The organism is Paenibacillus sp. FSL k6-2145 (genome assembly GCF_037976585.1).
Taxonomy (GTDB): domain Bacteria; phylum Bacillota; class Bacilli; order Paenibacillales; family Paenibacillaceae; genus Paenibacillus.
This window is the reverse complement of record NZ_CP150267.1, coordinates 7,089,591-7,114,147: the sequence shown is the minus strand read 5'-3', so window position 1 is coordinate 7,114,147 and position 24,557 is coordinate 7,089,591. Positions and strand designations below refer to the sequence as shown.

Here is a 24,557-nt window from a genome sequence, read left to right as displayed (position 1 = left end):
ACACGGGCGCTCCCCGGCAGGCTGGGCATCGCGTGCCGCTGCGCTGCGCAAAGCCACGCAGGCGCTGGCTGCCGCAGCAGCGCCGCTCCAGGTCGAAGCCGCCGCGTTGCAGCAGGCGGCTGTGGGCGCTCAGCAGCGCCGCATGGAAGCGGCAGCTGCGCAAGAGGTCGGCCGTGCCGGGCTCGCCCAGGCGGAGCGCAAGCTGGCCGAGAGCGAGGCCGCAGCGGCTGCCTTGCAGGGCCGCTGGGCCGCGGAACTGCCAGGCATCGCACAGGAGGAGGCCAAGGCCCTCTATCAGGCGATGCAGGAGCGCGATGCGCGCGCCGAAGACATCAAGGAACGTCTGAACAAAAGCGTGACGTTCCTTGAGGAAAAAGACGAAATCATTCAATCTCTCCAGCAGAAGCTGGTGGAATTGGATAAACAACTGATTCAGTGGCAAACGGAGTGGCAGGGCAATAGCAAACAGCTGGCCGAGAAGGAAGAGCGCTTGCGCCAGTGGGTTGGAGAGCAGCGGGTAGAAGATCTGATTACTGCGGCTCAGGCTCGTCTGGATGGACTGCGGAAAACAGCTTCGGACTCGGCACAACGCTTCAAAGAAGCGGACACGCTGAAGCAGGAATCAGCCAAGAAAGACGTTATGGCTCAGCAGGCAGCCGCCTCGGCCACAGAACATCTGCAACAGGCACAGGAACGGTGGAAGCAATTGCTGGAACAATCCCCGTTTGACTCGGATGATGCCGTTGTGTCCGCGGCGATTCCTTCCCAGGAAGCAGAGCGACTGGCAGGGGAGATCCAGCAGCACCGTGAACGTGAGCGTGAACTGTCATCCCAATTGCGTGAACTGGAACAAAAGCTGGGTGGTGCTGTTGTATCGGAGGAACAGTGGTTAGCCTGCACCGAACGTTTGCAGCAGGTCCGAATTGAGGACGAGGCTGCCCTTCGTGCTAAAGCACGTGCAGAACGTGATCTGGAGGATGTGGAGCAGCGACATGTTCGCTGGACCGAACTGGAGAACAAGCGGGTGGAGGTAAGCCATCAAGGCGAACTGCTCAGCAAACTGCAATCCGCGTTCAGAGGCAATGCTTTTGTCGAGTATATTGCCGAAGAACAACTGATGCAGGTTAGTCATGCGGCATCTCAGCGTCTGCGCTTCCTGACCAAACAGCGTTATTCACTGGAGGTGGATTCCGGTGGTGGTTTTGTGATTTGTGATGATGCCAACGGGGGAGTCAAACGACCGGTATCAACGTTGTCAGGTGGCGAGACGTTTTTGACTTCGTTGTCACTGGCCTTGGCACTGTCGGCCCAGATTCAGCTGCGAGGTCAGTACCCACTTCAATTCTTCTTCCTGGATGAAGGGTTTGGTACCCTTGACCCTGAACTGTTGGATACCGTCATTACGTCTCTGGAAAAATTGCATGACGACCGATTGGCTGTTGGTGTAATCAGTCACGTGCCTGAACTGCGTGCACGCTTGCCGCGCAAACTTGTGGTGATTCCAGCAGGTGAGGCCGGAAACGGCTCACGTGTGGTCTTGGAGACTCTGTAGAGGTAAACGTGTATGATGTATATCCGCTCACAATCCGGGCTTGGGCCAGAATGCCGAAAATATAGTGCGGATGAATGTTTGTCATGAGAAGTGACCTGTTACCGCTTGAACGGCAGGACGTGGAGAAAAGAGGGAGGCATTACGCTTCTCTCTGCCCCGAGAGTTTCAGCAATATAAAATGATAAAAGCTCTTATAGCCCAAGTGACTGAATATTTCCGAATTGATATTGTGAGAATATTTCTTTTCTTCCTTTTATAACATAGCGGAGTGAGTTACATCACAGATACAGGTTCATCCCGCTGTTATACTACAGTTAAGCCGACAAACTTTATTTAAGTACCCCGGCGGACATCTGATCAGGACGTTTCCTGAATAGATGTCCGCGCAGCAGCCTTCCAAGGAAGCCGCTCACGGGGTGCTTCTTTTTTGTGTTTTTTCGTCAGTAGTGTCAATTCGCCCAGTTCTGAATACCATAAAAAGGTGATCAAGAGCAGAATCAGGGAGGCGTTGGCAAGTGGAAAAAGTGGAAGCGAAGAAAATATGTAAGGAACACATGCACCGTTATGTATGTGTACAGATGAATGACGGTATGCACTACGATGGCATTATGGAAAATGTGGATGACGAAATGATCTACTTGGCTGTTCCCGTTGGACCAGAAGCCATGGTGAATCATGCGAACTGGGCTCCAAATGCAATGCCGGGAGCGAACTATCCGATAGGTCATACTCGCGGATTTTATCCAGGTTACGGCTACCCTACACCTTATCCGTATTATGGTTATGGCCGTAGACGTTTTAACCGACTGGTGCTCCCGTTATTTGCGCTTACAGCGTTAACCCTTTTACCGTACTATTGAAATTAAAAAAAACAGGCATAACTACAGTGATTCATTCTCATGCTTCTTATGAAATCTCGAAAATAACTAGCTGAGGATGGATGTTTCATTCATGGTACAGTACAGCAAGAAATAGAGAGGTCTTATCACATACGGAGTCTCAGCCTGATGTATCGCAACAGTCATTGCAATACTACAGGCAACATACCGAATATCCAAAAAAGGTCATGCCTGTGCAGAAGCGAACTTCTGTAAGGCATGACCTTTTATTGAATCTAATTAGTGTAAGGTCGATGATGAACGGATGGCACATAACGTGTATTCAAACTTACTTAAAGCAGAAGCGGGCCTTAACGTGTCCGCAGCAGAGGCGTACCGCATCCTGAATAAGCGAGAACGTGCCCATGTGCAAGCAAACGATCAAGACACCGAAAAACTTTAATTCTCTATTGGATAAAAATTTTCGCTTCGGGGTGGAATCGTTGCTGTTCTCTGGCCCACGATTGGAGGAGCAAAGCATGATGTGAATGCTGACGAATCTGAGGCATCTTATTCAAGGCTTTGAAGCGCCCTCAGAATTTTAAGGAATCTGATACACCTTATAACCGAATAAAGAGCCGCTTTCAGCATTTTTTTGAGTTATTTCGGGAAATAACGTGCCTGATGTTCCTTATAATTTCAAATGAGAGCCTGAACATCAAATAAGACGTCCTGTGTTCCCTGGAAAATCGTCCACTACTCCCTCTCCAAGATCAACCAGCATGGACTTCAAAATGTACTTAACTTAATGCAGATTTCAAATCCTCAAGTAAATCTTCAACATCCTCGATCCCAACGGAGATCCGAATCAAACCATCCGTGATCCCCAATTCTTGCCGACGTTCATAGGGAATGGAAGCATGTGTCATTCGGGCAGGGACAGAAATTAAACTTTCCACCGCGCCCAGACTTTCAGCCAATGTGAAATAACGGACTTTGCTTAACACGTCATCTACTTTTTCAGCACTGCCTACATCAAAGGAAACCATACCGCCATATCCTCTCGCTTGCGTGGAAGCGAGCTTATGCTGTGGATGGTCGGGCAACCCGGGATAATAAACTTTGCTCACCGTTGGATGCTGATTCAGAAATGTCACAAGCTGCTCTGTATTGCTTTCTTGCGCTTCCATCCGCAATCCCAATGTTTTAAGACCTCGCATCAACAACCAGGAATCCATAGGTCCCAGGACTGCGCCGATTGCATTTTGGATAAAATGCAGATCTTCTCCAAGTTGCTCGCTGTTAACAACCGCAAGTCCCGCCACGACATCACTATGACCACCGATATATTTCGTTGCAGAATGCAGTACAATATCTGCCCCCAGAGCCAGTGGTGTCTGCCAATAAGGCGTACTAAACGTGTTATCCACGATGAACAACAATTCATGTTGTTTCGACCATTTCGCTACAGAAGCAATATCAGTGACCTTGAGTAACGGATTGGTAGGTGTTTCTACATAGATGGCCTTCGTATTGGATTGCAGAGCTTGCTCCAGTGCTTGTAGTGAGGTGGTATCTACAAAGGTAGACTCGATCCCCAGACGATTCAGCACCTTGGTGAAAATGCGATAGGTCCCGCCGTATACATCATCCGTTAGAATGACGTGATCTCCAGTTTTCAACAGAGACATTACAGCGTGAATTGCAGCCATTCCCGAACTAAAAGCAAAACCTCGAACGCCATCCTCCAGCTCTTTAATAACTTCTTCTAACGCATGACGGGTAGGGTTGCCTGTACGTGAATACTCGTATCCTTTGTGTACGCCAACCGATTCTTGCTCATACGTGCTTACTTGATAGATCGGTACACTCACTGCCCCAGTGTGTGGATCACCAACAATACCTGCATGAATCAGCTTTGTTTTGGGTCTCATTTCATTGACCTCCATTATAGATATTTTGACTTAAATACCGTTCGCTGCTATCCGGGAAAATAACGACGATGTTACTTCCGGGAGCTGCGTGAACAGCTTCGTTTAATGCGGCTTGCATAGCTGCGCCTGAGGAACTTCCTACCAGTAAGCCTTCCAACAAGGCTAGATCCTTGACCCGCTCAAAGGCATCTTCATCTGAGATCGTATGAATGGCATCAAAGTAACTCACATCCATAAAAGAAGATAACGTTTCGACCCCTATTCCTTCTGTACGATGTGGTCCCGATGGACCTCCTCCGAGAATCGAACCTTCGGGTTCTACGATACATGTTTTAATTAACGGTTTTTGCTCCTTCAAATAGCGAGATACTCCCATGAAAGTTCCGCCAGACCCGGCTCCGGCGATATATACATCCACCTGCCCGTTCAGATCACGCCAAATCTCAGGGCCCAGATGTTCATAATGTACGAGTGGGTTATCCGCATTGGAGAACTGACCTGGAATATACGAACCCGGTATTTCTTTCGCCAGCGATTCCGCCTTGCGTATGGCACCGGTGATTCCTTCGGATGTGGGTGTGTTGACTACCGTAGCACCAAGGGCTTTCATCAACTGCTGCTTCTCAACGCTGAACTTCTGAGGTACCGTGAAAATGACCTTTAAATTAAGGCCTACAGCCGCCATTGCAAGACCAATTCCTGTGTTGCCTGCGGTAGCTTCGATCACCGTTCCACCTGGCTTAACATCTCCTCGTGCCAAGGCCTTCTCCAATAAAAACTTGCCAATCCGGTCTTTCACACTTCCTCCAGGATTCATGAATTCCAGTTTGGCGAACAGGCGGATTCCTTCCGGTAATGGATAACGAGTTAATTCAAGTAGAGGTGTATTACCTATAAGTTCCTGTACATGTTGATAAACGGTCAAATTAACCAATCTCCTTTTGTGTGTCATTAACCATACATATTTGTTTAATTGGGAAAAGTGCGTGATAAAACCATATTTCAATAAAATGGCTTGGTATACATCCAATGTCGTATAGTGTTCGACTTGATGATAGATGGAGAGTTGACCTAGATTACCTGGTTGTGTGTCTAGAGATTGGACGTGGGTTTTTACTTCTAGTATGATAGAAGGGAATACATACACTGGAATACAAAGGAGGGTATGAACTATGGATTGCTTATTTTGCAAAATTGTAGAGGGCAGCATTCCCTCCAATAAAGTGCTTGAGAATGACCATGTTATCGTTTTTCATGACATCCAGCCCGCTGCACCGACGCATGTTCTTGTCATTCCGAAGAAACATATTGCTTCCATGAATGAAGTTACTGCAGAAGATCTGCCATTGATCGGCGAGATTCATCTGGCTGCTCAAGAAGCGGCTAAGCGTCTTGGCGTGGAGGAAACAGGATATCGCTTAATCAACAATTGTGGTAAGGATGGAGAACAAACCGTTCATCATCTGCATTACCATTTGTTGGGTGGTACCAGACTTGGCGTGTTGACAAGTCTGTCCGATTCTCACAAATAAACGAGCTAATGGGTACTAATATTGAGGATTTAGTCATATGCATTAAATCCACGAATGTGTGACCAAATGCTTATATAATGAATTCATTTCATAATACCTTTGAGTTATAAAATGGATTCAAATAAGTGATCATTACATTGAGGTTGACACCTTTATTACCTTTCGCCTATAATGAAAGATGATGAACCGTGTTATTGCTCTTGGACGGTCTGGTCGGAGGGAGGGAAAACTGGTGTCTGAAACTAAAGTTCGCAAAAACGAGACTATTGATGCTGCACTTCGTCGTTTTAAACGCTCCATCGCTAAAGATGGCGTATTGGCTGAGGTGAAGAAACGTAAGCATTATGAGAAGCCAAGCGTAAAGCGCAAGAAAAAGTCCGAGGCTGCTCGTAAGAGAAAGTTTTAGGAGGATTTTAACTACATGAATCTTAGCGAACGATTGAACGAAGATATGAAGCAAGCGATGAAGAGTAAGGACAAGTTCAGACTCTCCAACATTCGGTTGATTCGTTCGACGATCAAGAATCTTGAAATAGATTTGAAAAGAGATTTGGATGACAACGAAGTGCTTGATATCCTGAGTCGTGAAATCAAACAGCGCAAAGATGCCCTCCAAGAATTTGACAAAGCGGGCCGTGAAGATCTCGCGGCAAATGCAAAAGCGGAAATTGAAGTACTCATCCAGTACCTTCCCACACAGCTTACCGAAGAAGAAATTAAAGTTATTGTACAGCAGACCATCCAGGAAACCGGTGCTTCTTCGAAAGCCGAGATGGGGAAAGTCATGGCGGCCCTTATGCCGAAAGTTAAAGGCAAAGCGGACGGCAAACTGGTAAATCAAGCAGTTCAACAATTTCTGCAATAAAGCAAATCAATAAACACCTCCTGACTTGTCAGGAGGTGTTTTTTCCATTTATCAGAAAGCATGATGTCCTTGGGATGACGAAATTTCTTTTTAATGGTTAATATATATTATTATGGATTTTTATTCTTGCAATTGATCGAGTTTTCAAATATAATTTTAAGATTTTGAAACGAAATGTTGCATTGCACGTAATAAATACCATAAGCTGGACAGTATAACATTAATGGAAAAGGGGGGACTATTGTGAAGGGAAAGCGCCGGAAGAAGCTTACGGGGCCATTGATGCTCTTAATGCTGCTGACGCTGTTGCTTCCTGTCTGGATTGGATCACCGTCAGCGCATGCAGCTGAGAAGAGTGGTGCCGTATATATTATTCCGGTTGATAAACCAATCGAGCAGGGACTTGGCAAGTTCATGGAACGCGGGTTCAAGCAAGCAGAAGAGATGAATGCTGGCCTGATCGTTCTTGATATCAATACGCCGGGAGGCCGTGTCGACACTGCAGAAGCATTGGGTACCCTGATCAAGGACAGTCCGATTGAGACTGTTGCATTTGTTCGTGGAGATGCTGCTTCAGCCGGGAGTTTTCTGGCTCTGAATGCAGATAAGATCGTAATGTCACCAGGCAGTATGATTGGTGCGGCAGCAATGGTCGACAGTACGGGTAAACATGTTGATGATCCAAAACTTGTTGCATTCTGGAAAAGCAAAATGCAGGGAGCGGCAGAAATCAGTGGTCGTGATGGCAAGATTGCAGCTGGAATGACGGATGTTAACATCGTTGTTGAAATGCCAGAGATCAATAAAACCAAGCAAAAAGGTGAAATTATTGCTCTCTCGGCTGAAGAAGCGCTGAAAGTTGGTTATGCCGACCACATCAGCAACACACCGGAAGAAGCGGCAGCTTGGCTCGGTTACAGTCAGGATGACGTATTTAAGGTAGAACGAACAACAGCGGAGAATATCTCCTCTTTTCTTACCAATCCGGTTGTCATGACTGTATTATTGTTCCTCGGAATCGCGGGTGTGATCATTGAATTGATTGTTCCTGGTTTTGGAGTTCCTGGTATTGTAGGTATCGTGTGTTTCGTGTTGTATTTCTCGGGTAATTACATTGCGGGATTTGCCGGAGCAGAGACATGGGTGCTATTTACCGTCGGACTCATCATGATGATTCTGGAGATGTTTATTCCGAGCTTTGGTATTCTGGGGATTTTGGGATCAATTGCGCTTGTGGCCGGTGTTGTAAGGGCTGCTTATGATACGAGTGATGCATTTGTATCTCTGGGTATCGCTTTTGGAGCAGCACTGGTAGTCATTGCGATCATCTCAATTATCTTTAAGGATCGAGGGATATGGAATCGGTTCATATTGAGTGACAGCATGTCTGCGGATCGGGGTTATTCATCAGCCACAGAACGCAAAGAGCTGGTTGGTCTGCAAGGAATCAGTCTGACACCACTTCGTCCTTCTGGAACAGCGATGTTTGAAGGGGAACGAATTGACGTTGTGACGGACGGAGATTTTATTCCCATCGATACTCCGATTATTGTGATTAAAGCGGAAGGTACCCGGATTGTGGTTCAGCAAGCTTTGCCGGTGTAACTCGCTCTGTTGTCGAAGCGGATTAACGCTTCGGCAATGTACATAACCATTAGCTGAAGCTGCCAGCGTGGTGCATTTCTTTAATTTTAGCAGCGGACTTATGAATGCCTTCTCAAATATTTTTATCAAATTCTAATTGCAAATGGAGGAAATTAAACAATGGACACATCTATGATTACGATTTTGCTCATTGCGGTAGTAGGTATTATCGTATTGAGCGTATTCTTCAGCTTTTTCCCGGTTATGCTCTGGGTTTCAGCGATTGCATCCGGCGTACGTGTAAGTATTATTACTCTGGTAGCGATGAGACTGAGACGTGTAACGCCTAGCCGTATCGTTAATCCAATGATTAAAGCAACTAAAGCCGGTCTTAAACTCTCAATGAACCAACTGGAAAGTCACTTCTTGGCCGGTGGTAATGTTGACCGTGTTGTAAACGCTCTGATTGCTGCACAACGTGCCAACATTCCACTCGAATTTGAACGTGCTGCTGCTATTGACCTCGCAGGTCGTGACGTATTACAAGCCGTACAAATGAGCGTTAACCCACGTGTTATCGAAACACCGATTGTCTCTGCGGTAGCCAAAGATGGTATTGAAGTTAAAGTTAGAGCGCGGGTTACGGTTCGTGCCAATATTGACCGTCTCGTCGGTGGTGCTGGTGAAGAAACGATCATCGCCCGTGTTGGTGAAGGTATCGTAAGTACAAACGGTTCCTCCAATTCTCACAAAGACGTCCTGGAAAACCCGGACCTGATCTCCCGTACCGTATTGTCCAAAGGTCTGGATGCAGGTACTGCTTTTGAAATCCTGTCCATTGATATTGCGGACGTTGATGTAGGTAAAAACATTGGTGCCTTCTTGCAAACAGAGCAAGCAGAAGCTGACAAACGTATCGCACAAGCGAAAGCGGAAGAGCGTCGCGCAATGGCCGTAGCCCAAGAGCAAGAGATGAAAGCACGCGTAGTGGAAATGAGAGCACGCGTTGTAGAATCCGAATCCCAAGTACCTTTGGCAATGTCTGAAGCTCTGCGTAGTGGTAAGATTGGTGTTATGGACTATATGAACCTGAAGAATATTGAAGCGGATACTCAAATGCGTAATACCTTGGGAAAACCTGGTGAAGGTTCGAATTCCAACGATCAGGGTGATTCCAAAAACGGAAGATAGGCGGTGAGTGCATATGGGCCTATTTGAATGGATTTTTGATAATCTGTATATTGTGGCCGTCATCGGTTTTGCGCTCTTCTCCTTCTTGGGGAAAGCTGCCAAATCGGCTGATCCGAACAAAAAGCGTCCTGCCAACGGGATGCCTACGTTTGGAGGCAGCGGTGATTCAGGCCGGGATGAACGCTCAAGAGACAACTCATCTCCGCAGCAGCAGTCTTCCGGACCTGCAGACCCACGTTATGATGAACAGTATGACGATCGGTATGATGACGTGCAATATGAGAATCAGTATGATCAGCCGTACTCGGAGCCTGCTGCATCTTCTCGCCCCGCAACTGACTACAGAAGTGAGGGCACGATGAGTGCCATGGAAAATTCACTTGAGGAACAGATGAGAGGCATGGAAGAACAGCAGCGCTTGATTGAAGAACGTTTGAATCGCATCTCTTCTGCGAATCGGCCAGTTGTGTCTGATTCCAGTTGGGATGAGACCAGCATTGATGAATCGGGAGCGTCTCCGCTTCGTCCTGCTGATATTCGCACAGGTGTCCTGTGGGCAGAAGTACTGGGTTCTCCTCGTTCCAAACAGCCGTTTGGTACAAGAGGGAAACTATAAATAAGTTAAGTTGCTGGACGGAAATAAAGCCGTCTCTGGTGAGCATAAAGCCGCCGGAGACGGCTTTTTCTGTGTTCTATCCTTTTTTCTCAACATTCGTCCCTAACACGCCCCGGAATTTTCATAAATTCATGAATCTGCGCATAAGTTGAACTGTAGAGGAAGGGGGAAGACCTTCGAATGACCCGGATCAGCCGCAAGCTGCGCAGATGGACCAGTGAAGTGTTGGATCTGCCGCAGGATGTGCTTTATGATATGCCACGGTTAACCCTGATCGGCAGTAAGCAACTGTATATAGAGAATCATCGCGGTGTCATCCATTTCACCCCGGATCGCATCGTGCTGGCTCTTTCCCAAGGCCAGTTGGAGATCAAAGGAACTGCCTTGGTGATACGTAACATTTTGCCGGATGAAGTAGCTGTTGAAGGAACGATTCTGGATATTCATATGAATGGAGTGGAGGGGAACGGATGAAGCAGCCCAGTCTGTACAAACTGCGGGGAGCAGTCCGAATCACGGTCACTGGGGGAGACATTGAAACATTGATCAACACGGTGGCAGAGCAGGGACTGGAAGTTTGGAACCTGCGTGCTCACGATGGACGCGTGGCAGAGATGAACATTCTGCTGCCGCATTTTTTCAGGTTGCGTCCTGTGTTGAAACGGACAGGCTGCAGGGTGAAAGTAACCCATCGCAGCGGTTTCCCCTTTTTTGCGGCCCGTTTATTGCGGAGGAAGTTCTTTCTTGGGGGTATGCTGTTTTTTGTGGCAGCTTTGTTTGCGTTGTCGTCCATGGTATGGAGTGTGGAGGTCAAGGGTAACGTCACCATTCCCACCGACGAGGTGCTTGCAGCAGCGAAGAAAGAGGGGATATATCCTTTGCAATGGGGGTTCCGTCTGCAAAGCCAAGACAAGCTCTCTAGACAGCTTGCACTCGCTCTGCCGGATGTAACCTGGATTGGCGTGAGCAAAGAGGGGACAACCATTACCATTCAGGTCGTAGAATCGGCGCAACCCAAGCGCGAACCATTGCTGAATCCCAGACATTTGATCAGCAAGTCAGATGCTGTGGTCACTCAAATCTATGCGGAGCAGGGACGCCCTGTTGTTCAGAAGGACATGCGTGTCAAAAAGGGTCAGGTATTGATCTCGGGGATTCTCGGGGATGAGGAGAACACTAAAACCATCGTTGCCAAAGGCGAAGTTCGTGGTCTGGTATGGCGTGAGTATCAGGTAGAGGTTCCGCTGGTGCAAAAACATAACACAATGACAGGTGAGAGCAAAGAACGTTTTTATATGGTGCTGGGGAAATGGGCGATCCAACTGTGGGGGTACGGAAGTACACCGTTCAGTTCATTTGATACCGAGAGTAATCATAAACCATTGACGTGGCGATCCTTTACACTTCCCATGGGTTGGCTGACAGAGAAAGATCTGGAGACCCGAGAGCATGAGCAACAACAGACGATAGAATGGGCCAGAACGAAAGGATTGGAAGGAGCAAGGAACGATATTATCGCCAAAAACGGCAAAGGAACAAAAATTATAAGTGAAAAAATTTTGCATGAGAAGAAAGAGAATGGTAAAGTTTATATGAAAGTCTTATTTGAAGTAGAAGAAAGCATTGCGGAAGAACTTCCGCTAGTCCATAGTCAAGGAGAATGAGGATATTTGTCAGAGCAAACACGCAGCATACAAATCTCCCTCCAGAGTGCGGGAGAGGGCCAATCTCTTTTTGGACCCCAAGATACTTTTCTTAAACTGATTGAATCCGAGATTCCCGCCCAGATTGCATCCCGTGAAGCGGAGATTGTGATATTTGGCAACGCACAGCAGGTGGAATCGCTTGAACAATTATTTGACGTGTTACTGCAATTGATACGCAATGGATATGTGTTAACCGAGAGAGATGTGAAGTATGCGATTGAACTTGCCAAGGATATGCGGGCAGACCAGCTATTGGATCTGTTCAAGGGTGAGATTACAACGACATACCGAGGTAAACCAATCCGTGTTAAAACCATTGGGCAGAAGCACTATGTAACTACAATTAAAAAACGTGATATTGTATTTGGCATTGGTCCTGCCGGTACGGGTAAAACCTACCTTGCTGTTGTTCTGGCTGTTGCCGCAATTAAAGAAGGCAGCGTCAAACGCATTGTGCTCACACGGCCTGCTGTTGAAGCGGGAGAGAGTCTTGGGTTTTTGCCAGGTGATCTTCAAGAAAAGGTAGACCCGTATCTGAGACCGCTGTACGATGCCCTGTATGACGTTATGGGACAAGAACAGACCGCTAAGGCACTGGAGCGAGGATTAATCGAAATCGCGCCACTCGCCTACATGCGGGGGCGTACGCTGGATGACTCCTTCATCATTCTCGATGAAGCACAGAACACAACGCCGGAACAGATGAAGATGTTTCTGACTCGTCTTGGTTTTGGCTCCAAAATGGTCATCACCGGAGACGTGACACAGATTGATTTACCGCGTGGTAAGAAATCCGGGCTTGTGGAAGCGAATACGATCTTGAATGAAGTTAACGAGATTGGATTTGTCTATTTTGCCGAGCAAGATGTTGTACGGCATTCCCTTGTCCAGAAAATTATCGTGGCTTACAACCACGCCGCAGAAAATCAAGCATAGAAAGGGATTGTCTAAAGTGACCTCGAAGGAACCGTCAAAAGGCAAATCTTTTCAGAATAAGGCTACAGGATGGAAGTATAGCGTGTGGGCACGCTATCTTCTGTTTTTGTTTCTGGTGATTCTTTTCTACGTCAGTCTGGCTTCCAAGCTGCTCCCTGAGCGGTATGATATTCAGGAAGGTACACGGAGTGAAGTGGATATTGCTGCGCCCATGCAGATTCCGAATAACAAGGCCACACTCAAAGCACAGGAAGAAGCTGCTGAACGGGTACAGCCGATATTTCAGATTGTCCAGCTACGAAATGAAAATTTGATGACTACTCTGCTTGATCGTGTTGATCGATTAAATCAGGATGATCAGATCTCAAGTCAGGACAAGATTGATATATATCGGGATGAAATTCCGCAGCGCCAGAAGGATTTTGTGACCAACTATATCAATAATAATCGGAAAGCCGGTACATACTCCGAGACTCTGTTGGAAGAGATCAGAAATGTGGTACAGGAGCAAAGCTACCGTATTCCTGAAGAAACTTACATCAAAATCTCGCGTCTCACATCGGATGATATCCAGGAGATGAAACCGGTTGCGAGGGATATTGTTGCCCGGTTAATGACGGATCAGATCAGCGATGCAACCACTGCCCGTGCCAAAGTAGCTGAGATGGTGAGTGTCAGCTCTCTTGGTAAGCGTACGCAACGTGAGGTCGTGCAAGAGCTTGCTCGCCTCGTGGTGACCGCTAACCGCTTCTACGATGAAGAGGGAACGAAGGAAGCGAAAGTTCAGGCGCGTGAGAACACGCAAACCGTCTTTATCAAGCAAGGGGACACATTAGTTGCCAAGGGTGAGATGATCACCCCGGAGATGTATACTTTGCTGGATGAAAATGACCTGCTGAAAAATGAAGTGAACTACTGGCCGCAGCTTGGACTTCTTATGTTTTCCTGCCTGTTGTCGGCAGCCATTCTGATGTATATTCAGCAAGGCAGCGGAACGCATTTCAAATATAATAATGCGCAGCTGTTGATGCTTGTTCTCATTTTTATTATTACGATTGTAGTTATGCATGTGACGGCGATTATCCAGACCAATGAGAGGTCTTATGTTGGCTTCCTTGCACCTGTTGCGGTAGGAGCGATGTTAATTGCGCTGTTGCTGGATACGTCGCTTGCCTTTGTATGTTCGATTTTGATCGGTATGTTGTCCAGCATTATTTTGAATACGCATCAGGGTCAACTTTTTGACTTCGAACTAGGTTTCTTTGCTGTATTGGTTTCATTTGTTGCGATCTTTGCAACTCATAAGGCTAGCCAGCGATCAACAATCCTGAAAGGGGCCATTATGGTCTGTCTGTTCGGGTCGATAGCCGTCTTCACCCTGGCTTTAATTGACTCGGGAGATTGGAATCGAACCACGACACTGTATGGGGTTGGGTTTGCATTTGCGGGTGGCGTATTAACTGCCATACTGGTCATTGGGCTGATGCCATTTTTTGAAACTTCATTTGGCATCTTGTCAGCGCTCAAACTGGTAGAACTGTCTAATCCGAACCATCCGCTTCTACGTAAGTTGCTGACGGAGACACCGGGTACCTATCATCACAGCGTTATGGTAGGCAATCTGTCCGAAGCAGCAGCAGAAGCCATAGGAGCTAACGGATTGCTCTGCCGAGTGGGTTCGTATTATCATGATATTGGCAAGACGAAGCGTCCCATCTATTTTATTGAAAATCAGAACAATATGGAGAATCCGCATGATTCAATTGATCCGAAACTGAGCAAATCCATTATCGTAGCCCATGCGCGCGATGGGGTGGAAATGCAGAAGGATTACAAGCTGCCCAGACCTATTCGGGATATTGCGGAACAGCACCACGGCACGACATTTCTCCACTATTTCTATCACAAAGCACTGCGCCAGGCGGAAGAAGCAGGCGTTGAGCCTGATTTCACGGAAGAAGATTTCCGTTACCCTGGGCCAAAGGCTCAGTCCAAGGAATCGGCTATTGTTGGCATTGCCGATAGTGTGGAGGCTGCTGTGAGATCTTTGCGCAAACCGACAGTGGAGCAAGTGGAGTCCATGATTGAGAAGATTATTAAAGGACGATTGGACGATCATCAATTCAATGATTGTGACCTTACGATGCGTGAACTGGATATCGTCGCCAGAACATTAAAGGAAACGGTGATGGGTATCTTCCACTCCAGGATCGAATATCCGGAGGAGATTAAGAAACCAAAGCCGACTTCACCCGAAGCAGGCTAATTTAATAATAGTTCGTGTTCAAAAAGGTTGGTTTTCAGTACCGAGAAGATGGGATGAAGTTAGAAAGTTTTTTTGAACAACCTCTAATATTAGTAGATAGGAGTTATGAAGGAATGAGTCTTAATCTGGCATGGAATAATGAACAACAGGATAAAGAAATTACAGAACCGATGATTGCAATGCTGGAACAGTTGCTGAACCTTGCAGGAGAAGCGGAAGGTGTTGCAGACGGGGAAGTGGCTCTGACTTTTGTAAACGATGAGCAGATCCATGAGTTGAACCGTGATTATCGCGGCATTGACCGTCCTACGGATGTACTGTCTTTTGCGATGAACGAAACGGTTGATGAAGAGCTTGATATTATCTATGAGCTGGACGAAGATGAAGAAATGGAAGAAATGCCGGATGTTCTTGGTGACATCATCATTTCCGTACCACGGACCATCCTGCAAAGTGAGGAGTATGGACACTCATTTGAACGTGAACTTGGTTTTCTGTTTGTCCATGGTTTTTTACACCTGCTCGGATATGACCATCAGGATGAAGCAAGTGAGGCTGAAATGATGGGTAAACAAGAAGCGGTATTGGCCCAGGCCGGGTTGACACGATAATGAAAAGGCGCTCCTGGGGTCTGGTATTCCGCAATGCTGCGGAAGGAATCGCATATGGGTTGCGGACTCAGCGTAATGTGAGAGTTCACACGGGAGTGGCTATTTTGATGTGTGTAGCCGGCTTTTTTTTCAGAATCTCAAGAACGGATTGGATGTTTGTGCTGACCGCTGTCTTTTTGGTGCTGGTGACTGAATTGATGAACACGGCTGTAGAGGCAGCGGTTGACTTGGCACACCCCCATATCCATCCGCTGGCAAAAGCGGCAAAGGATACCGCGGCCGGGGCAGTTCTGCTGGCTGCGGTATTCGCCGTCATCATCGGTTGTATCGTTTTCATTAAGCCGGTGATGAGCTGGCTGGGTTTGTACTGATTTTGTTTTAACCTTGTTTTGATTTGATTTTAATACTACACACTAATATAAATTTACTTGATGCAAACACGATAACGGAGAGGTCAGAAGAAACCTGAAGAAACGGAGTGTGCGCCTTTATCCCCGGATTTCCCCTTTAAAAGGGATCAAAAAAATCTGGGGATAACAGCGCTCGGAAGGTTGTTCTGACAGCGGAGTGTCCAGTGTAAATGCACTAGTTTGATTTTATATTGCACCCTAAGGGAGAGAATAATGATGGATAACGGTTTGTTAATGCAAGAAGCAATTAAGGCACGTACGAAGGCGTATACGCCTTACTCCCATTTTGGTGTAGGCGCGGCTTTGCTTGACAGTGAAGGTCATGTGCATCATGGTTGTAATATTGAGAATGCTGCTTATACCCCAGGTAACTGTGCTGAGCGTACAGCGATGTTCAGTGCCATTGCAGGTGGGCAGAAGCCTCGCAGCTTCAAAGCGATTGCCATTGTGGGAGACACGGATGGTCCGATTGCTCCATGTGGCGTATGTCGTCAGGTCATGTACGAACTGTGTGAACCGGATATGAAAGTTATCTTGGGGAACATGAAAGGTGATCTGCAAGAGACCACCGTTGCTGAACTGTTACCTTGGGCTTTTGGGCCTTCTGATCTGAATTCTGCCAAAAAATAAACCAATATTCCAGGCCTAGGCGCCTGAGGAGGAACATATGAAAAAACAAGCATTTAAATCCGGTTTTGTAGCTATTATTGGACGTCCAAACGTAGGTAAATCCACACTGATGAACCAGGTGATCGGACAGAAAATTGCGATCATGTCGGACAAACCACAAACCACACGTAATAAAATTCATGGTGTATATACATCCGAACATCAGCAAATCGTATTCTTGGACACACCGGGTATTCACAAACGTCAATCCAAACTTGGCGATTACATGAACCAGACTGCTCTGAACACACTTGGAGAAGTAGAAGCAGCGCTGTTCCTGATTGACGCTTCGGAAGGCATGGGTGGCGGTGACCGTTATATTGCGGAACAGTTGAAAAATATTCGTACGCCTGTCATTCTTGTCATGAATAAAATTGACAAAATTGAGCCGGAAGCGCTGCTGCCCCTTATTGAGGAGTATCGCAAACTGCATGATTTCGCTGAAATCGTGCCTGTATCTGCCATGCTCGGCAGCAATGTAAGCACCTTATTGGAACAGCTCGGCAAGTATTTGCCAGAAGGTCCACAGTACTATCCTGATGACCAGGTTACTGACCATCCGGAGCAGTTTGTATGTGCAGAGTTGATCCGTGAGAAAATTTTGCAGATGACTCGTGAAGAAGTGCCACACTCCATTGCCGTAACGATTGAGGATATGAAAGTGCAAGATAACGGTGTCGTTTATATCTCAGCTGTCATTTTTGTGGAACGGGATTCGCAAAAAGGAATCATTATCGGGAAGCAGGGTGCCCTTCTGAAAGAAGTGGGTAAACGAGCTCGACACGATATTCAGAACTTGCTCGGCTCCAAAATTTTCATGGACCTGTGGGTTAAAGTGAAAAAAGACTGGAGAAATCAGGATAGAGTTCTGCGTGACCTTGGCTTTGGCCGCGACTGATCGTCGGAATTGTATCCAGTAATTGCAACACATAGTTTACCTTGCAAGACTCCATCCTATTTGGTAGATGCAGACGTCATTTCCGAAGAGAGGATGAAATTCCGATGCGAGATTTTTCGTGGAAGGTTTTTGCGATGACGGGGGATGTAGAGTCCTATTTGTTATATACCGAGGCATGTAACTCGTTAGGACAGGAGTCGGATAACGCAAGGGAAGTGATTGAAGATGAAGAAGCCGAAGGATAATTGGCTGATTCGGGAATGGTTAGGTGACGAGGCATGCTATACAGGGTGGAAGGGATTGTCATCCGCAGCATGGACTACGGCGAAGGGAACAAAATCATTACGCTTTGCACCGAAAGCGGCGGGAAAGTAGGAGTACTCGTCCGCGGTGCCAAAAAGCCCAAGAGCCGACATGCTGCACTGGTGCAGCCGTTTACGTATGGTCAATATGTATATTTTCGAAATACAGGTCTAGGCACACTGAACGCTGGAGAAATTGTTGAATCTTATCATGAGTTGCGTGAAGATTTGGTCAAGGCCTCTTATGCCTCTTATGCGTGTGAACTATTGGATCGTGTGCTTCAGGATGAAGAGACGGGGACATTTTGGTTCAAACAGTTAAAGGCGTGTTTGCAGGCGTTGAAGGAAGAGAAAGATCCGGTTGTTATTACAAGTCTGTACGAAATGAAAATATTACAGGCATCTGGATATGGTCCACAGTTTGATGAGTGCATCTCCTGCAACCAGGAGCGACCAGATGAGCAGTTGTTTATGAGTCCCAGACTTGGTGGCGTCTTGTGTCGAGCATGCAAACATTTCGATCCTCCAGCGATGTCAGTAAGTCCAAAGGCTCTGAAGTTGTTGCGTTTGTTCGCGCAGTTGGATCTGCAGCGCTTGGGGAATATATCAGTGAGTGAGTCTACCCGTGATGAGATCAAAAAGTTGATGCGTGCCTTTATGGATCATCAGCTCGGTCTGAATCTTAAATCCCGTTCTTTCCTCGATCAGATGGAGAAGTACGGGATTTGAGGCGTTTTGGTGGAAGCGAAACTATATCTTGACTTCATACTAGATTTTATATATTATGAAATATAATTTCTCTTTATGAGACATGCATTGAACGAGAAAGTAAAAGACTGGATTTATTGCATTCATGGACACAAGTCGTTGTATAACACTTGGTAATCATGAATGAGCGAGCCGGGGATGGTGGGAGCCTGGCTGAATCGGTCTTTGAAACGGCACTCGGGAGCATGAATGGACACGGAAAAGTGGGCTGGAACGAACAGGATCATCCTGTTTGATCTAAGCCAAGTAGGGTGGAACCGCGGGAATAGCTCTCGTCCCTACGTCTGTACAACAGGCGTAGGACGGGGGCTATTTATTGTTGTCTTCACCGTCCTAAGCTTGCTAACAAACCATTGAAAAGGAGCATGATTATGAATTTTCAGCAGATGATTCTAACGCTGCAACAATTCTGGGCCGAGCATAACTGTATTATTGTCCAGCCATACGATACGGAAAAAGGGGCAGGTACGATGAACCCGATGACCTTTTTGCGCTCGCTTGGACCCGAACCTTGGAAAGTGGCCTATGTGGAGCCTTCCCGTCGTCCTTCGGACGGACGTTATGGTGAGAACCCTAACCGGCTGTACCAGCATCATCAGTTCCAGGTAATCATCAAGCCTTCACCGGACAATATTCAGGAAATTTACCTGGAAAGTCTAAAGCGTCTGGGCATTGATCCGCTCAAACATGATATTCGGTTTGTTGAAGATAACTGGGAGAATCCTTCCCTCGGTTGTGCAGGTCTTGGTTGGGAAGTATGGTTGGATGGAATGGAAATTACACAATTTACGTATTTCCAACAGGTTGGTGGAATCGAGACAAATCCGGTAGCTGTTGAAATTACGTATGGTATGGAGCGTTTGGCTTCTTACATTCAGGATAAAGAGAATGTGTTTGATCTGGAATGGGTGGAAGGTATCACTTATGGTGATGTATTCCGTCAGCCAGAATTCGAACACTCTAAATATACGTTTGAAGTATCTGATGTCAAAATGCTGTTTACACTCTTCAACATGCATGAAGAAGAAGCAAACAAGGCCATGGCGCAGCATCTGGTATTCCCGGCATATGACTATGTGCTGAAATGTTCCCACACGTTCAACCTGTTGGATGCACGTGGAGCTATCAGTGTAACGGAACGTACGGGTTACATCACACGTGTCCGTAATCTGGCTCGCCAAGTCGCTGCAACATATATGGAAGAGCGTGAGAAGCTAGGCTTCCCGCTGATCAAGAAAGGGGGAGCCGAGCATGTCTAAGGATCTGTTGTTTGAAATCGGGCTGGAAGAAGTACCTGCACGCTTTATGCGCGCAGCAATCGCACAGCTGCAAGAGCGTGTCGTGAAATGGCTTGACGCATCCCGCATTGCTTATGGTGAAGTGAATGCATATGCTACACCGCGCCGTCTGGCTGTTTTGATTCAAAATGTGGCTGAAAAACAGGAAGATATCGAGGAAGAAGTGAAAGGTCCTTCACGCAAAATTGCCCTGGATGACAGTGGCAATTGGAGCAAGGCTGCACTCGGATTCGCCCGCAGTCAAGGTGTTGAACCGGACCAGTTTACGTTCAAGGAACTGAACGGTGTCGAATATATCTATGCAACGAAGAGTAGCAAAGGTGTGGAAACGGCTTCTGTGGTTGGGGAAGGATTACTTTCTGTATTACATGCCATGACGTTCCCGAAATTCATGCGTTGGGCTTCCTATGATTTCAAATTTGTACGTCCAATCCGCTGGATTGTGGCTATGCTCGGCAGTGATGTTATCGATCTGGAAGTGACAGGTGTTAAATCGGGTAATGTAACTCGCGGACATCGTTTCCTGGGTAAGGAGGCCGTGATCTCCACTCCGTCTTCATACGTGGAAGTGTTGCGTGCAGAACATGTCATTGCTGATATCCAGGAACGTGAACAGATGATTGTATCCCAGATTCAGGCACTGGCTGCTGAGAAGAAATGGGATATCGCGATTAAGGAAGACTTGCTGGAGGAAGTCCTGTTCCTGGTGGAAACACCTACCGTATTGTTCGGGACATTTGACTCCTCATTCTTGAATATTCCACAAGAAGTATTGATTACTTCCATGCGTGAGCATCAGCGTTATTTCCCTGTACTGGACAATGAAGGACAATTGTTGCCATTCTTCGTGACGGTACGTAACGGTGGAAGTGATTCACTGGACGTTATTGCCAAAGGGAATGAGAAAGTACTGCGTGCACGTCTGTCTGATGCCAAGTTCTTCTATGAGGAAGACCAGAAACTTCAGATTAAGGATGCATTGTCGAAGCTGGAAAGTATCGTCTTCCAGGAAGAGCTGGGAACAGTTGGAGATAAAGTACGCCGTATTCGCAAGATTGCCGATGGAATTGCTGCCAAACTGCAAGTATCCGGTGATGTTGCCGAATCCGTTAGCCGCTCAGCAGATATCTGCAAATTCGATCTGGTGACACTGATGGTGGGTGAATTCCCGGAACTGCAAGGTGTGATGGGTGAGGATTACGCTCGTAAAGCTGGCGAAAAAGAAGAAGTGGCTAAAGCGGTATTTGAACACTATCAGCCACGTTTCGCTGGAGATCAATCCCCTGCTTCTCTTGTTGGTGCCATTGTGAGTGCTGCGGACAAAATGGATACAATCGTGGGTTGTTTCTCAATCAACATTATTCCAACGGGTTCTCAGGATCCGTACGCGTTGCGCCGTCAGGCTGCAGGTATTGTACAGATTTTGCTGGATCACAAGCTTCCGCTGACATTGTCAGACGTGTTCGGAGCAGCACTTCAAGTGCATGCCCAGATGAACCTGTTGAAACGTGCAGATGAAGAGATTCGTAAAGATCTGCAAGACTTCTTTGGTCTTCGTGTGAAAAAATTGTTGTCCGAAACCGTTCGCTACGACGTAGTGGATGCCGTAATTTCTTCCGGATTCGATGATATCAGCGCTGTGGTTCCAAAAGGTGAAGCGTTGATGGCGGCTGTTCTGACAGGAGACGCATTCAAAACAACGGTTGAATCGTTCAACCGTGTGGGTAACCTGGCTGCCAAAGCATCCAATGCTTCTGTACATCCAGAACTGTTCACAGAAGATGGAGAGCGTCAGTTACACGAGTCATGGAGCAGAACGAATGCAGAATATCGTCAGGCTTTGACTCAGCATCATGCTGCTGAAGCACTGGCTATTGCATCTGCCTGGAAGGATGGTATTACCTCATTCTTCGATTCGGTTATGGTTATGGCTGAAGATGAAGCTGTTCGGGCGAATCGACTTGCCTTGCTCGCAGCTATTGATCGTGACTTAAAAGGATTTGCTGATTTTTCCAAGTTGGTTTGGTAATTGGACGTATTTCATGAGTCCTTTTCCACAGACTTGGCGCAAAGCTAAAATTCAGTATTAAAGAAGGATATATGAGGGTATAAATATACGGAACGGGTTGTGAAATGTATTTTTTACAACCGCTCCGTATTTTAGCCTTTGATTTCCCTTGTTGTGGCAGAAGGATTTTGCCTGGCCGGGGTCGTATATAACAATATGCAGCTATTTTATGAAACCGGGTGGTCTGGGTTTGAGTGAGTTAAATATACGTCACATTGTTGTGGATGGTGATGCTTGCCCGGTCAAAACCGAGATTGCGCAAACCGCTCGCCTTTTCAACATCCCCGTATTGTTAGTCTCTTCATTTGATCATTTGCTTCAAGGAGGAGAAGGGGTACGAACCGTGCAAGTGGATCGCAGTGATCAGAGCGCAGACCTGTATATTGCTAATCATATTAAGCCATATGATGTGGTTATCACTCAGGACTATGGACTTGCGGCACTTGCGCTCGGCAAACGTTGTTATGTTTTATCCTTTCGTGGTCGTGAGTTCAACGATCGTGACATTGATTTCATGTTGGATTCTCGTCATACTGCGGCCAAAGCACGAAAAAGAGGCCATTACGGGAAAGGCCCAAAGCCTTTCACAGAGCAGGATCGAGAAATGTTTCAACATAAACTGACAAAACTTTTAAAAGATTTGCAGGAGAATGTGTAAGTTTATCGAATTATATTTACGTGTTGAAGAGATGAAGGTGGCCAGAGATGAGTACCGGACAAGGCGGTATACCCGAAAGTATTATTGAATCGGTGTTACAGCAGAATGATATTGTCGATACGGTGAGCCGATTTGTGCATCTGACCAAACAGGGGAAGTATATGAAGGGCCTCTGTCCTTTTCATTCCGAGAAGACGCCTTCGTTCACCGTTACACCTGAGAAACAAATTTTCTACTGCTACGGTTGCGGCACGGGTGGAAATGCCATCAAATTCAGGATGGAAATCGAAGGGTTATCCTTTCCCGAGGCTGTCAAGACGATGGCGGAAGAAAGTCACATCTCTATGGGGGACTGGCAAGGGCGTGAATCTGCTCATGTGAATCCGGAGACGGAACGTCTATTGGAGGCTTATGAGCTTACCGCGAAGCTGTATCATTTTTTGTTGAAAAATACAGAGCACGGCAAGTCAGCCATGGAGTATTTACGCTCAAGAGGTTTTGGCGACAAGTTGATCGACCAGTTTCAGATTGGTTTCGCACCAAATCGTTGGGACACACTGGTACAATTTCTCGAGAAACGTAACTATCCGCTTGAAGAGATGGAAAAGGGTGGACTTCTGTCACCGCGAAATGAAGGTCAGGGATATGTGGATCGATTCCGAGACCGGATTATGTTCCCGATTAATGGCAGGAGCGGTAAGCCGATTGCATTTGCAGGACGCATATTGGGAGATGGGCAACCGAAGTATCTAAATTCACCGGAAACCCGGTTATTTAACAAAAGCCGTGTTCTCTATAATCTGCATCATGCCAAAAATGCAATTCGCAAACAAAGACAAGCCATTTTGTTCGAGGGATATGGTGATGTCATCTCCGCATGGGATCAGGACATCCAGAATGGTGTAGCGGCAATGGGCACTGCGCTAACCGAGAATCAGGCACTGATGCTCAAAGGGATGTGTGACGAAGTCATCATATGTTATGACGGCGACAAAGCAGGACAGGCTGCTGCACTCAAAAACTTCCCTATTCTTGAGGAAGCTGGATTGCAGGTCAAAGTGGCTCTCATACCCGAGGGACTTGACCCGGATGATTTTATCCGGAAGCATGGTGGTGAACGGTTCCGAAACCAGATTGTGGATGGTGCCGTGACAACTACAAAATTTAAACTTATAAACTTGAAAAAAAGCCATATACTGCTAGAGGGTGGCGGACAAATCGCCTATTCGAAAGAAGCAGTAAAATTGATTGCACCCTTACCTTCTCCAACAGAAAGGGAAGTGTATCTTCGTGAACTGGCTGCAGAAGTGGACGTATCCTTCGAAACATTGAAGCAGGAGTGTAATGAAGAACGGGAGGCAATGAAAAATAACCTCCAGTACGGGGATAATAACCCGAAAAGGTGGAATAATGGTAGGCAACAAAATAGGCAGGTGCCTACACCGAATCTGTTGCCGGCTTATCACGCTGCCGAACGCAAACTGATTGCCTGGATGTTGCAGGATGATGAGGCTGCCCAGTACGTGAATGAGCATCTTGGTGAAGCTTTTAACTTGGATGATCATGCAGCTATTGCTGCTTATCTATATGCCTACTATGCGCAAGGCAAACCGTCGGATACAAGCCGTTTTATGTCTTCACTGCATGACGATCGCTTGGAAAAAACGGTCAGTTCAATCTCGATGATGGATGGTCCAGGTGAATGGAGTATTCAAATGCTCGATGATTGCATCAGGGAAGTGCTGAAGTATCCGCGTAAAAAAGAGTACGATTTGAAAAAAGAAGAAATGATTGCTGCAGAGCGGGCAGGTGATTCTGTACGCGCGGCACAGATTGCAATTGAAATGATTGCCCTAGAGAGACAGTGAACGTCTG

Annotated in this window: 24 protein-coding genes; 22 read left to right on the top strand and 2 right to left on the bottom strand. The window is 46.7% G+C overall.

Annotated elements, in window-relative coordinates; translation table 11 throughout:
- Positions 1-106: 106 nt before the first annotated feature.
- Positions 107-1,552 carry an SbcC/MukB-like Walker B domain-containing protein gene (locus NZ043_RS31580; protein WP_339310132.1) on the top strand — a complete coding sequence of 482 codons (1,446 nt, stop codon included), beginning with the start codon at positions 107-109 and terminating at the stop codon, positions 1,550-1,552.
- A 515-nt stretch (positions 1,553-2,067) separates the two neighbouring features.
- Complete coding sequence (locus NZ043_RS31575) at positions 2,068-2,412, top strand: hypothetical protein (protein ID WP_036674796.1); 345 nt, start codon at positions 2,068-2,070, stop codon at positions 2,410-2,412.
- A gap of 758 nt (positions 2,413-3,170) precedes the next feature.
- Here the strand turns inward: NZ043_RS31575 and NZ043_RS31570 are convergent.
- A complete protein-coding gene (locus tag NZ043_RS31570) occupies positions 3,171-4,304 on the bottom strand; it encodes a bifunctional cystathionine gamma-lyase/homocysteine desulfhydrase (protein WP_339310130.1) in 1,134 nt (377 codons plus the stop codon).
- A 1-nt stretch (position 4,305) separates the two neighbouring features.
- Positions 4,306-5,229, bottom strand: coding sequence for a cysteine synthase family protein (locus NZ043_RS31565; RefSeq protein WP_339310128.1), 924 nt, complete (start codon positions 5,227-5,229; stop codon positions 4,306-4,308).
- Between the two features lie 247 nt (positions 5,230-5,476).
- Here NZ043_RS31565 and NZ043_RS31560 point away from each other — a divergent pair, with 247 nt between their 5' ends.
- From NZ043_RS31560 to dnaG, 20 genes are all read left to right on the top strand, one after another.
- Positions 5,477-5,836: a histidine triad nucleotide-binding protein gene (locus NZ043_RS31560; protein ID WP_024628477.1), complete on the top strand. Its 360-nt coding sequence runs from the start codon at positions 5,477-5,479 to the stop codon at positions 5,834-5,836.
- 232 nt (positions 5,837-6,068) lie between these two features.
- Complete coding sequence (rpsU, locus tag NZ043_RS31555) at positions 6,069-6,242, top strand: 30S ribosomal protein S21 (protein WP_005547957.1); 174 nt, start codon at positions 6,069-6,071, stop codon at positions 6,240-6,242.
- 15 nt (positions 6,243-6,257) lie between these two features.
- The gene (locus tag NZ043_RS31550; protein WP_017687237.1) at positions 6,258-6,701 is read left to right on the top strand and encodes a GatB/YqeY domain-containing protein; all 444 of its coding nucleotides are present in this window, start codon (positions 6,258-6,260) and stop codon (positions 6,699-6,701) included.
- 282 nt (positions 6,702-6,983) lie between these two features.
- Positions 6,984-8,306: an NfeD family protein gene (locus NZ043_RS31545; RefSeq protein ID WP_051450046.1), complete on the top strand. Its 1,323-nt coding sequence runs from the start codon at positions 6,984-6,986 to the stop codon at positions 8,304-8,306.
- Positions 8,307-8,465: 159 nt separating this feature from the next.
- Positions 8,466-9,476 (top strand): flotillin-like protein FloA, encoded by a 1,011-nt coding sequence (gene floA / locus NZ043_RS31540; protein ID WP_076332307.1) that lies wholly within the window; start codon positions 8,466-8,468, stop codon positions 9,474-9,476.
- A gap of 13 nt (positions 9,477-9,489) precedes the next feature.
- Positions 9,490-10,092 (top strand): hypothetical protein, encoded by a 603-nt coding sequence (locus tag NZ043_RS31535; protein WP_091028413.1) that lies wholly within the window; start codon positions 9,490-9,492, stop codon positions 10,090-10,092.
- Between the two features lie 180 nt (positions 10,093-10,272).
- Complete coding sequence (yqfC, locus tag NZ043_RS31530) at positions 10,273-10,566, top strand: sporulation protein YqfC (protein ID WP_017687241.1); 294 nt, start codon at positions 10,273-10,275, stop codon at positions 10,564-10,566.
- Positions 10,563-11,756 carry a sporulation protein YqfD gene (gene yqfD / locus NZ043_RS31525; RefSeq protein ID WP_133385559.1) on the top strand — a complete coding sequence of 398 codons (1,194 nt, stop codon included), beginning with the start codon at positions 10,563-10,565 and terminating at the stop codon, positions 11,754-11,756. Before yqfC ends, yqfD begins: the two co-directional genes overlap by 4 nt.
- A 6-nt stretch (positions 11,757-11,762) precedes the next feature.
- A complete protein-coding gene (locus tag NZ043_RS31520; protein ID WP_017687243.1) occupies positions 11,763-12,734 on the top strand; it encodes a PhoH family protein in 972 nt (323 codons plus the stop codon).
- A 16-nt stretch (positions 12,735-12,750) separates the two neighbouring features.
- Positions 12,751-15,000, top strand: coding sequence for an HDIG domain-containing metalloprotein (locus tag NZ043_RS31515; RefSeq protein WP_036674803.1), 2,250 nt, complete (start codon positions 12,751-12,753; stop codon positions 14,998-15,000).
- A gap of 113 nt (positions 15,001-15,113) precedes the next feature.
- Positions 15,114-15,611, top strand: a complete 498-nt coding sequence (gene ybeY / locus NZ043_RS31510; RefSeq protein WP_036674804.1) for an rRNA maturation RNase YbeY — start codon at positions 15,114-15,116, stop codon at positions 15,609-15,611.
- Complete coding sequence (locus tag NZ043_RS31505; RefSeq protein ID WP_017687246.1) at positions 15,611-15,982, top strand: diacylglycerol kinase family protein; 372 nt, start codon at positions 15,611-15,613, stop codon at positions 15,980-15,982. The genes ybeY and NZ043_RS31505 overlap by 1 nt, the downstream gene beginning before the upstream one ends.
- Positions 15,983-16,237: 255 nt before the next feature.
- Positions 16,238-16,651 (top strand): cytidine deaminase, encoded by a 414-nt coding sequence (locus NZ043_RS31500; RefSeq protein WP_076211616.1) that lies wholly within the window; start codon positions 16,238-16,240, stop codon positions 16,649-16,651.
- Positions 16,652-16,688: 37 nt separating this feature from the next.
- Complete coding sequence (gene era, locus NZ043_RS31495) at positions 16,689-17,588, top strand: GTPase Era (RefSeq protein WP_062835494.1); 900 nt, start codon at positions 16,689-16,691, stop codon at positions 17,586-17,588.
- A gap of 104 nt (positions 17,589-17,692) precedes the next feature.
- Positions 17,693-17,833, top strand: a complete 141-nt coding sequence (locus NZ043_RS31490) for a YqzL family protein (RefSeq protein WP_074095877.1) — start codon at positions 17,693-17,695, stop codon at positions 17,831-17,833.
- A 33-nt stretch (positions 17,834-17,866) separates the two neighbouring features.
- Complete coding sequence (recO, locus tag NZ043_RS31485; protein WP_091028417.1) at positions 17,867-18,619, top strand: DNA repair protein RecO; 753 nt, start codon at positions 17,867-17,869, stop codon at positions 18,617-18,619.
- A gap of 410 nt (positions 18,620-19,029) precedes the next feature.
- Positions 19,030-19,917: a glycine--tRNA ligase subunit alpha gene (glyQ, locus tag NZ043_RS31480; protein WP_017687252.1), complete on the top strand. Its 888-nt coding sequence runs from the start codon at positions 19,030-19,032 to the stop codon at positions 19,915-19,917.
- Complete coding sequence (glyS, locus tag NZ043_RS31475; RefSeq protein ID WP_249912142.1) at positions 19,910-21,985, top strand: glycine--tRNA ligase subunit beta; 2,076 nt, start codon at positions 19,910-19,912, stop codon at positions 21,983-21,985. Before glyQ ends, glyS begins: the two co-directional genes overlap by 8 nt.
- Before the next feature lie 208 nt (positions 21,986-22,193).
- Positions 22,194-22,682, top strand: a complete 489-nt coding sequence (locus NZ043_RS31470; protein ID WP_047843776.1) for a YaiI/YqxD family protein — start codon at positions 22,194-22,196, stop codon at positions 22,680-22,682.
- A gap of 47 nt (positions 22,683-22,729) precedes the next feature.
- Positions 22,730-24,550, top strand: coding sequence for a DNA primase (gene dnaG / locus NZ043_RS31465; protein WP_338587987.1), 1,821 nt, complete (start codon positions 22,730-22,732; stop codon positions 24,548-24,550).
- The last annotated feature ends 7 nt before the right edge of the window (positions 24,551-24,557 follow it).

Coding starts and splice junctions, on each gene's coding strand:
- era (WP_062835494.1), top strand. CDS start 16,689: ATGAAAAAACAAGCATTTAAATCCGGTTTTGTAGCTATTATTGGACGT.
- NZ043_RS31470 (WP_047843776.1), top strand. CDS start 22,194: ATGAAACCGGGTGGTCTGGGTTTGAGTGAGTTAAATATACGTCACATT.
- yqfC (WP_017687241.1), top strand. CDS start 10,273: ATGACCCGGATCAGCCGCAAGCTGCGCAGATGGACCAGTGAAGTGTTG.
- NZ043_RS31570 (WP_339310130.1), bottom strand. CDS start 4,304: ATGAGACCCAAAACAAAGCTGATTCATGCAGGTATTGTTGGTGATCCA.
- recO (WP_091028417.1), top strand. CDS start 17,867: ATGCTATACAGGGTGGAAGGGATTGTCATCCGCAGCATGGACTACGGC.
- NZ043_RS31550 (WP_017687237.1), top strand. CDS start 6,258: ATGAATCTTAGCGAACGATTGAACGAAGATATGAAGCAAGCGATGAAG.
- NZ043_RS31505 (WP_017687246.1), top strand. CDS start 15,611: ATGAAAAGGCGCTCCTGGGGTCTGGTATTCCGCAATGCTGCGGAAGGA.
- dnaG (WP_338587987.1), top strand. CDS start 22,730: ATGAGTACCGGACAAGGCGGTATACCCGAAAGTATTATTGAATCGGTG.
- NZ043_RS31490 (WP_074095877.1), top strand. CDS start 17,693: ATGCGAGATTTTTCGTGGAAGGTTTTTGCGATGACGGGGGATGTAGAG.
- NZ043_RS31560 (WP_024628477.1), top strand. CDS start 5,477: ATGGATTGCTTATTTTGCAAAATTGTAGAGGGCAGCATTCCCTCCAAT.
- NZ043_RS31545 (WP_051450046.1), top strand. CDS start 6,984: ATGCTCTTAATGCTGCTGACGCTGTTGCTTCCTGTCTGGATTGGATCA.
- yqfD (WP_133385559.1), top strand. CDS start 10,563: ATGAAGCAGCCCAGTCTGTACAAACTGCGGGGAGCAGTCCGAATCACG.
- glyS (WP_249912142.1), top strand. CDS start 19,910: ATGTCTAAGGATCTGTTGTTTGAAATCGGGCTGGAAGAAGTACCTGCA.
- NZ043_RS31500 (WP_076211616.1), top strand. CDS start 16,238: ATGGATAACGGTTTGTTAATGCAAGAAGCAATTAAGGCACGTACGAAG.
- floA (WP_076332307.1), top strand. CDS start 8,466: ATGGACACATCTATGATTACGATTTTGCTCATTGCGGTAGTAGGTATT.
- NZ043_RS31535 (WP_091028413.1), top strand. CDS start 9,490: ATGGGCCTATTTGAATGGATTTTTGATAATCTGTATATTGTGGCCGTC.
- ybeY (WP_036674804.1), top strand. CDS start 15,114: ATGAGTCTTAATCTGGCATGGAATAATGAACAACAGGATAAAGAAATT.
- glyQ (WP_017687252.1), top strand. CDS start 19,030: ATGAATTTTCAGCAGATGATTCTAACGCTGCAACAATTCTGGGCCGAG.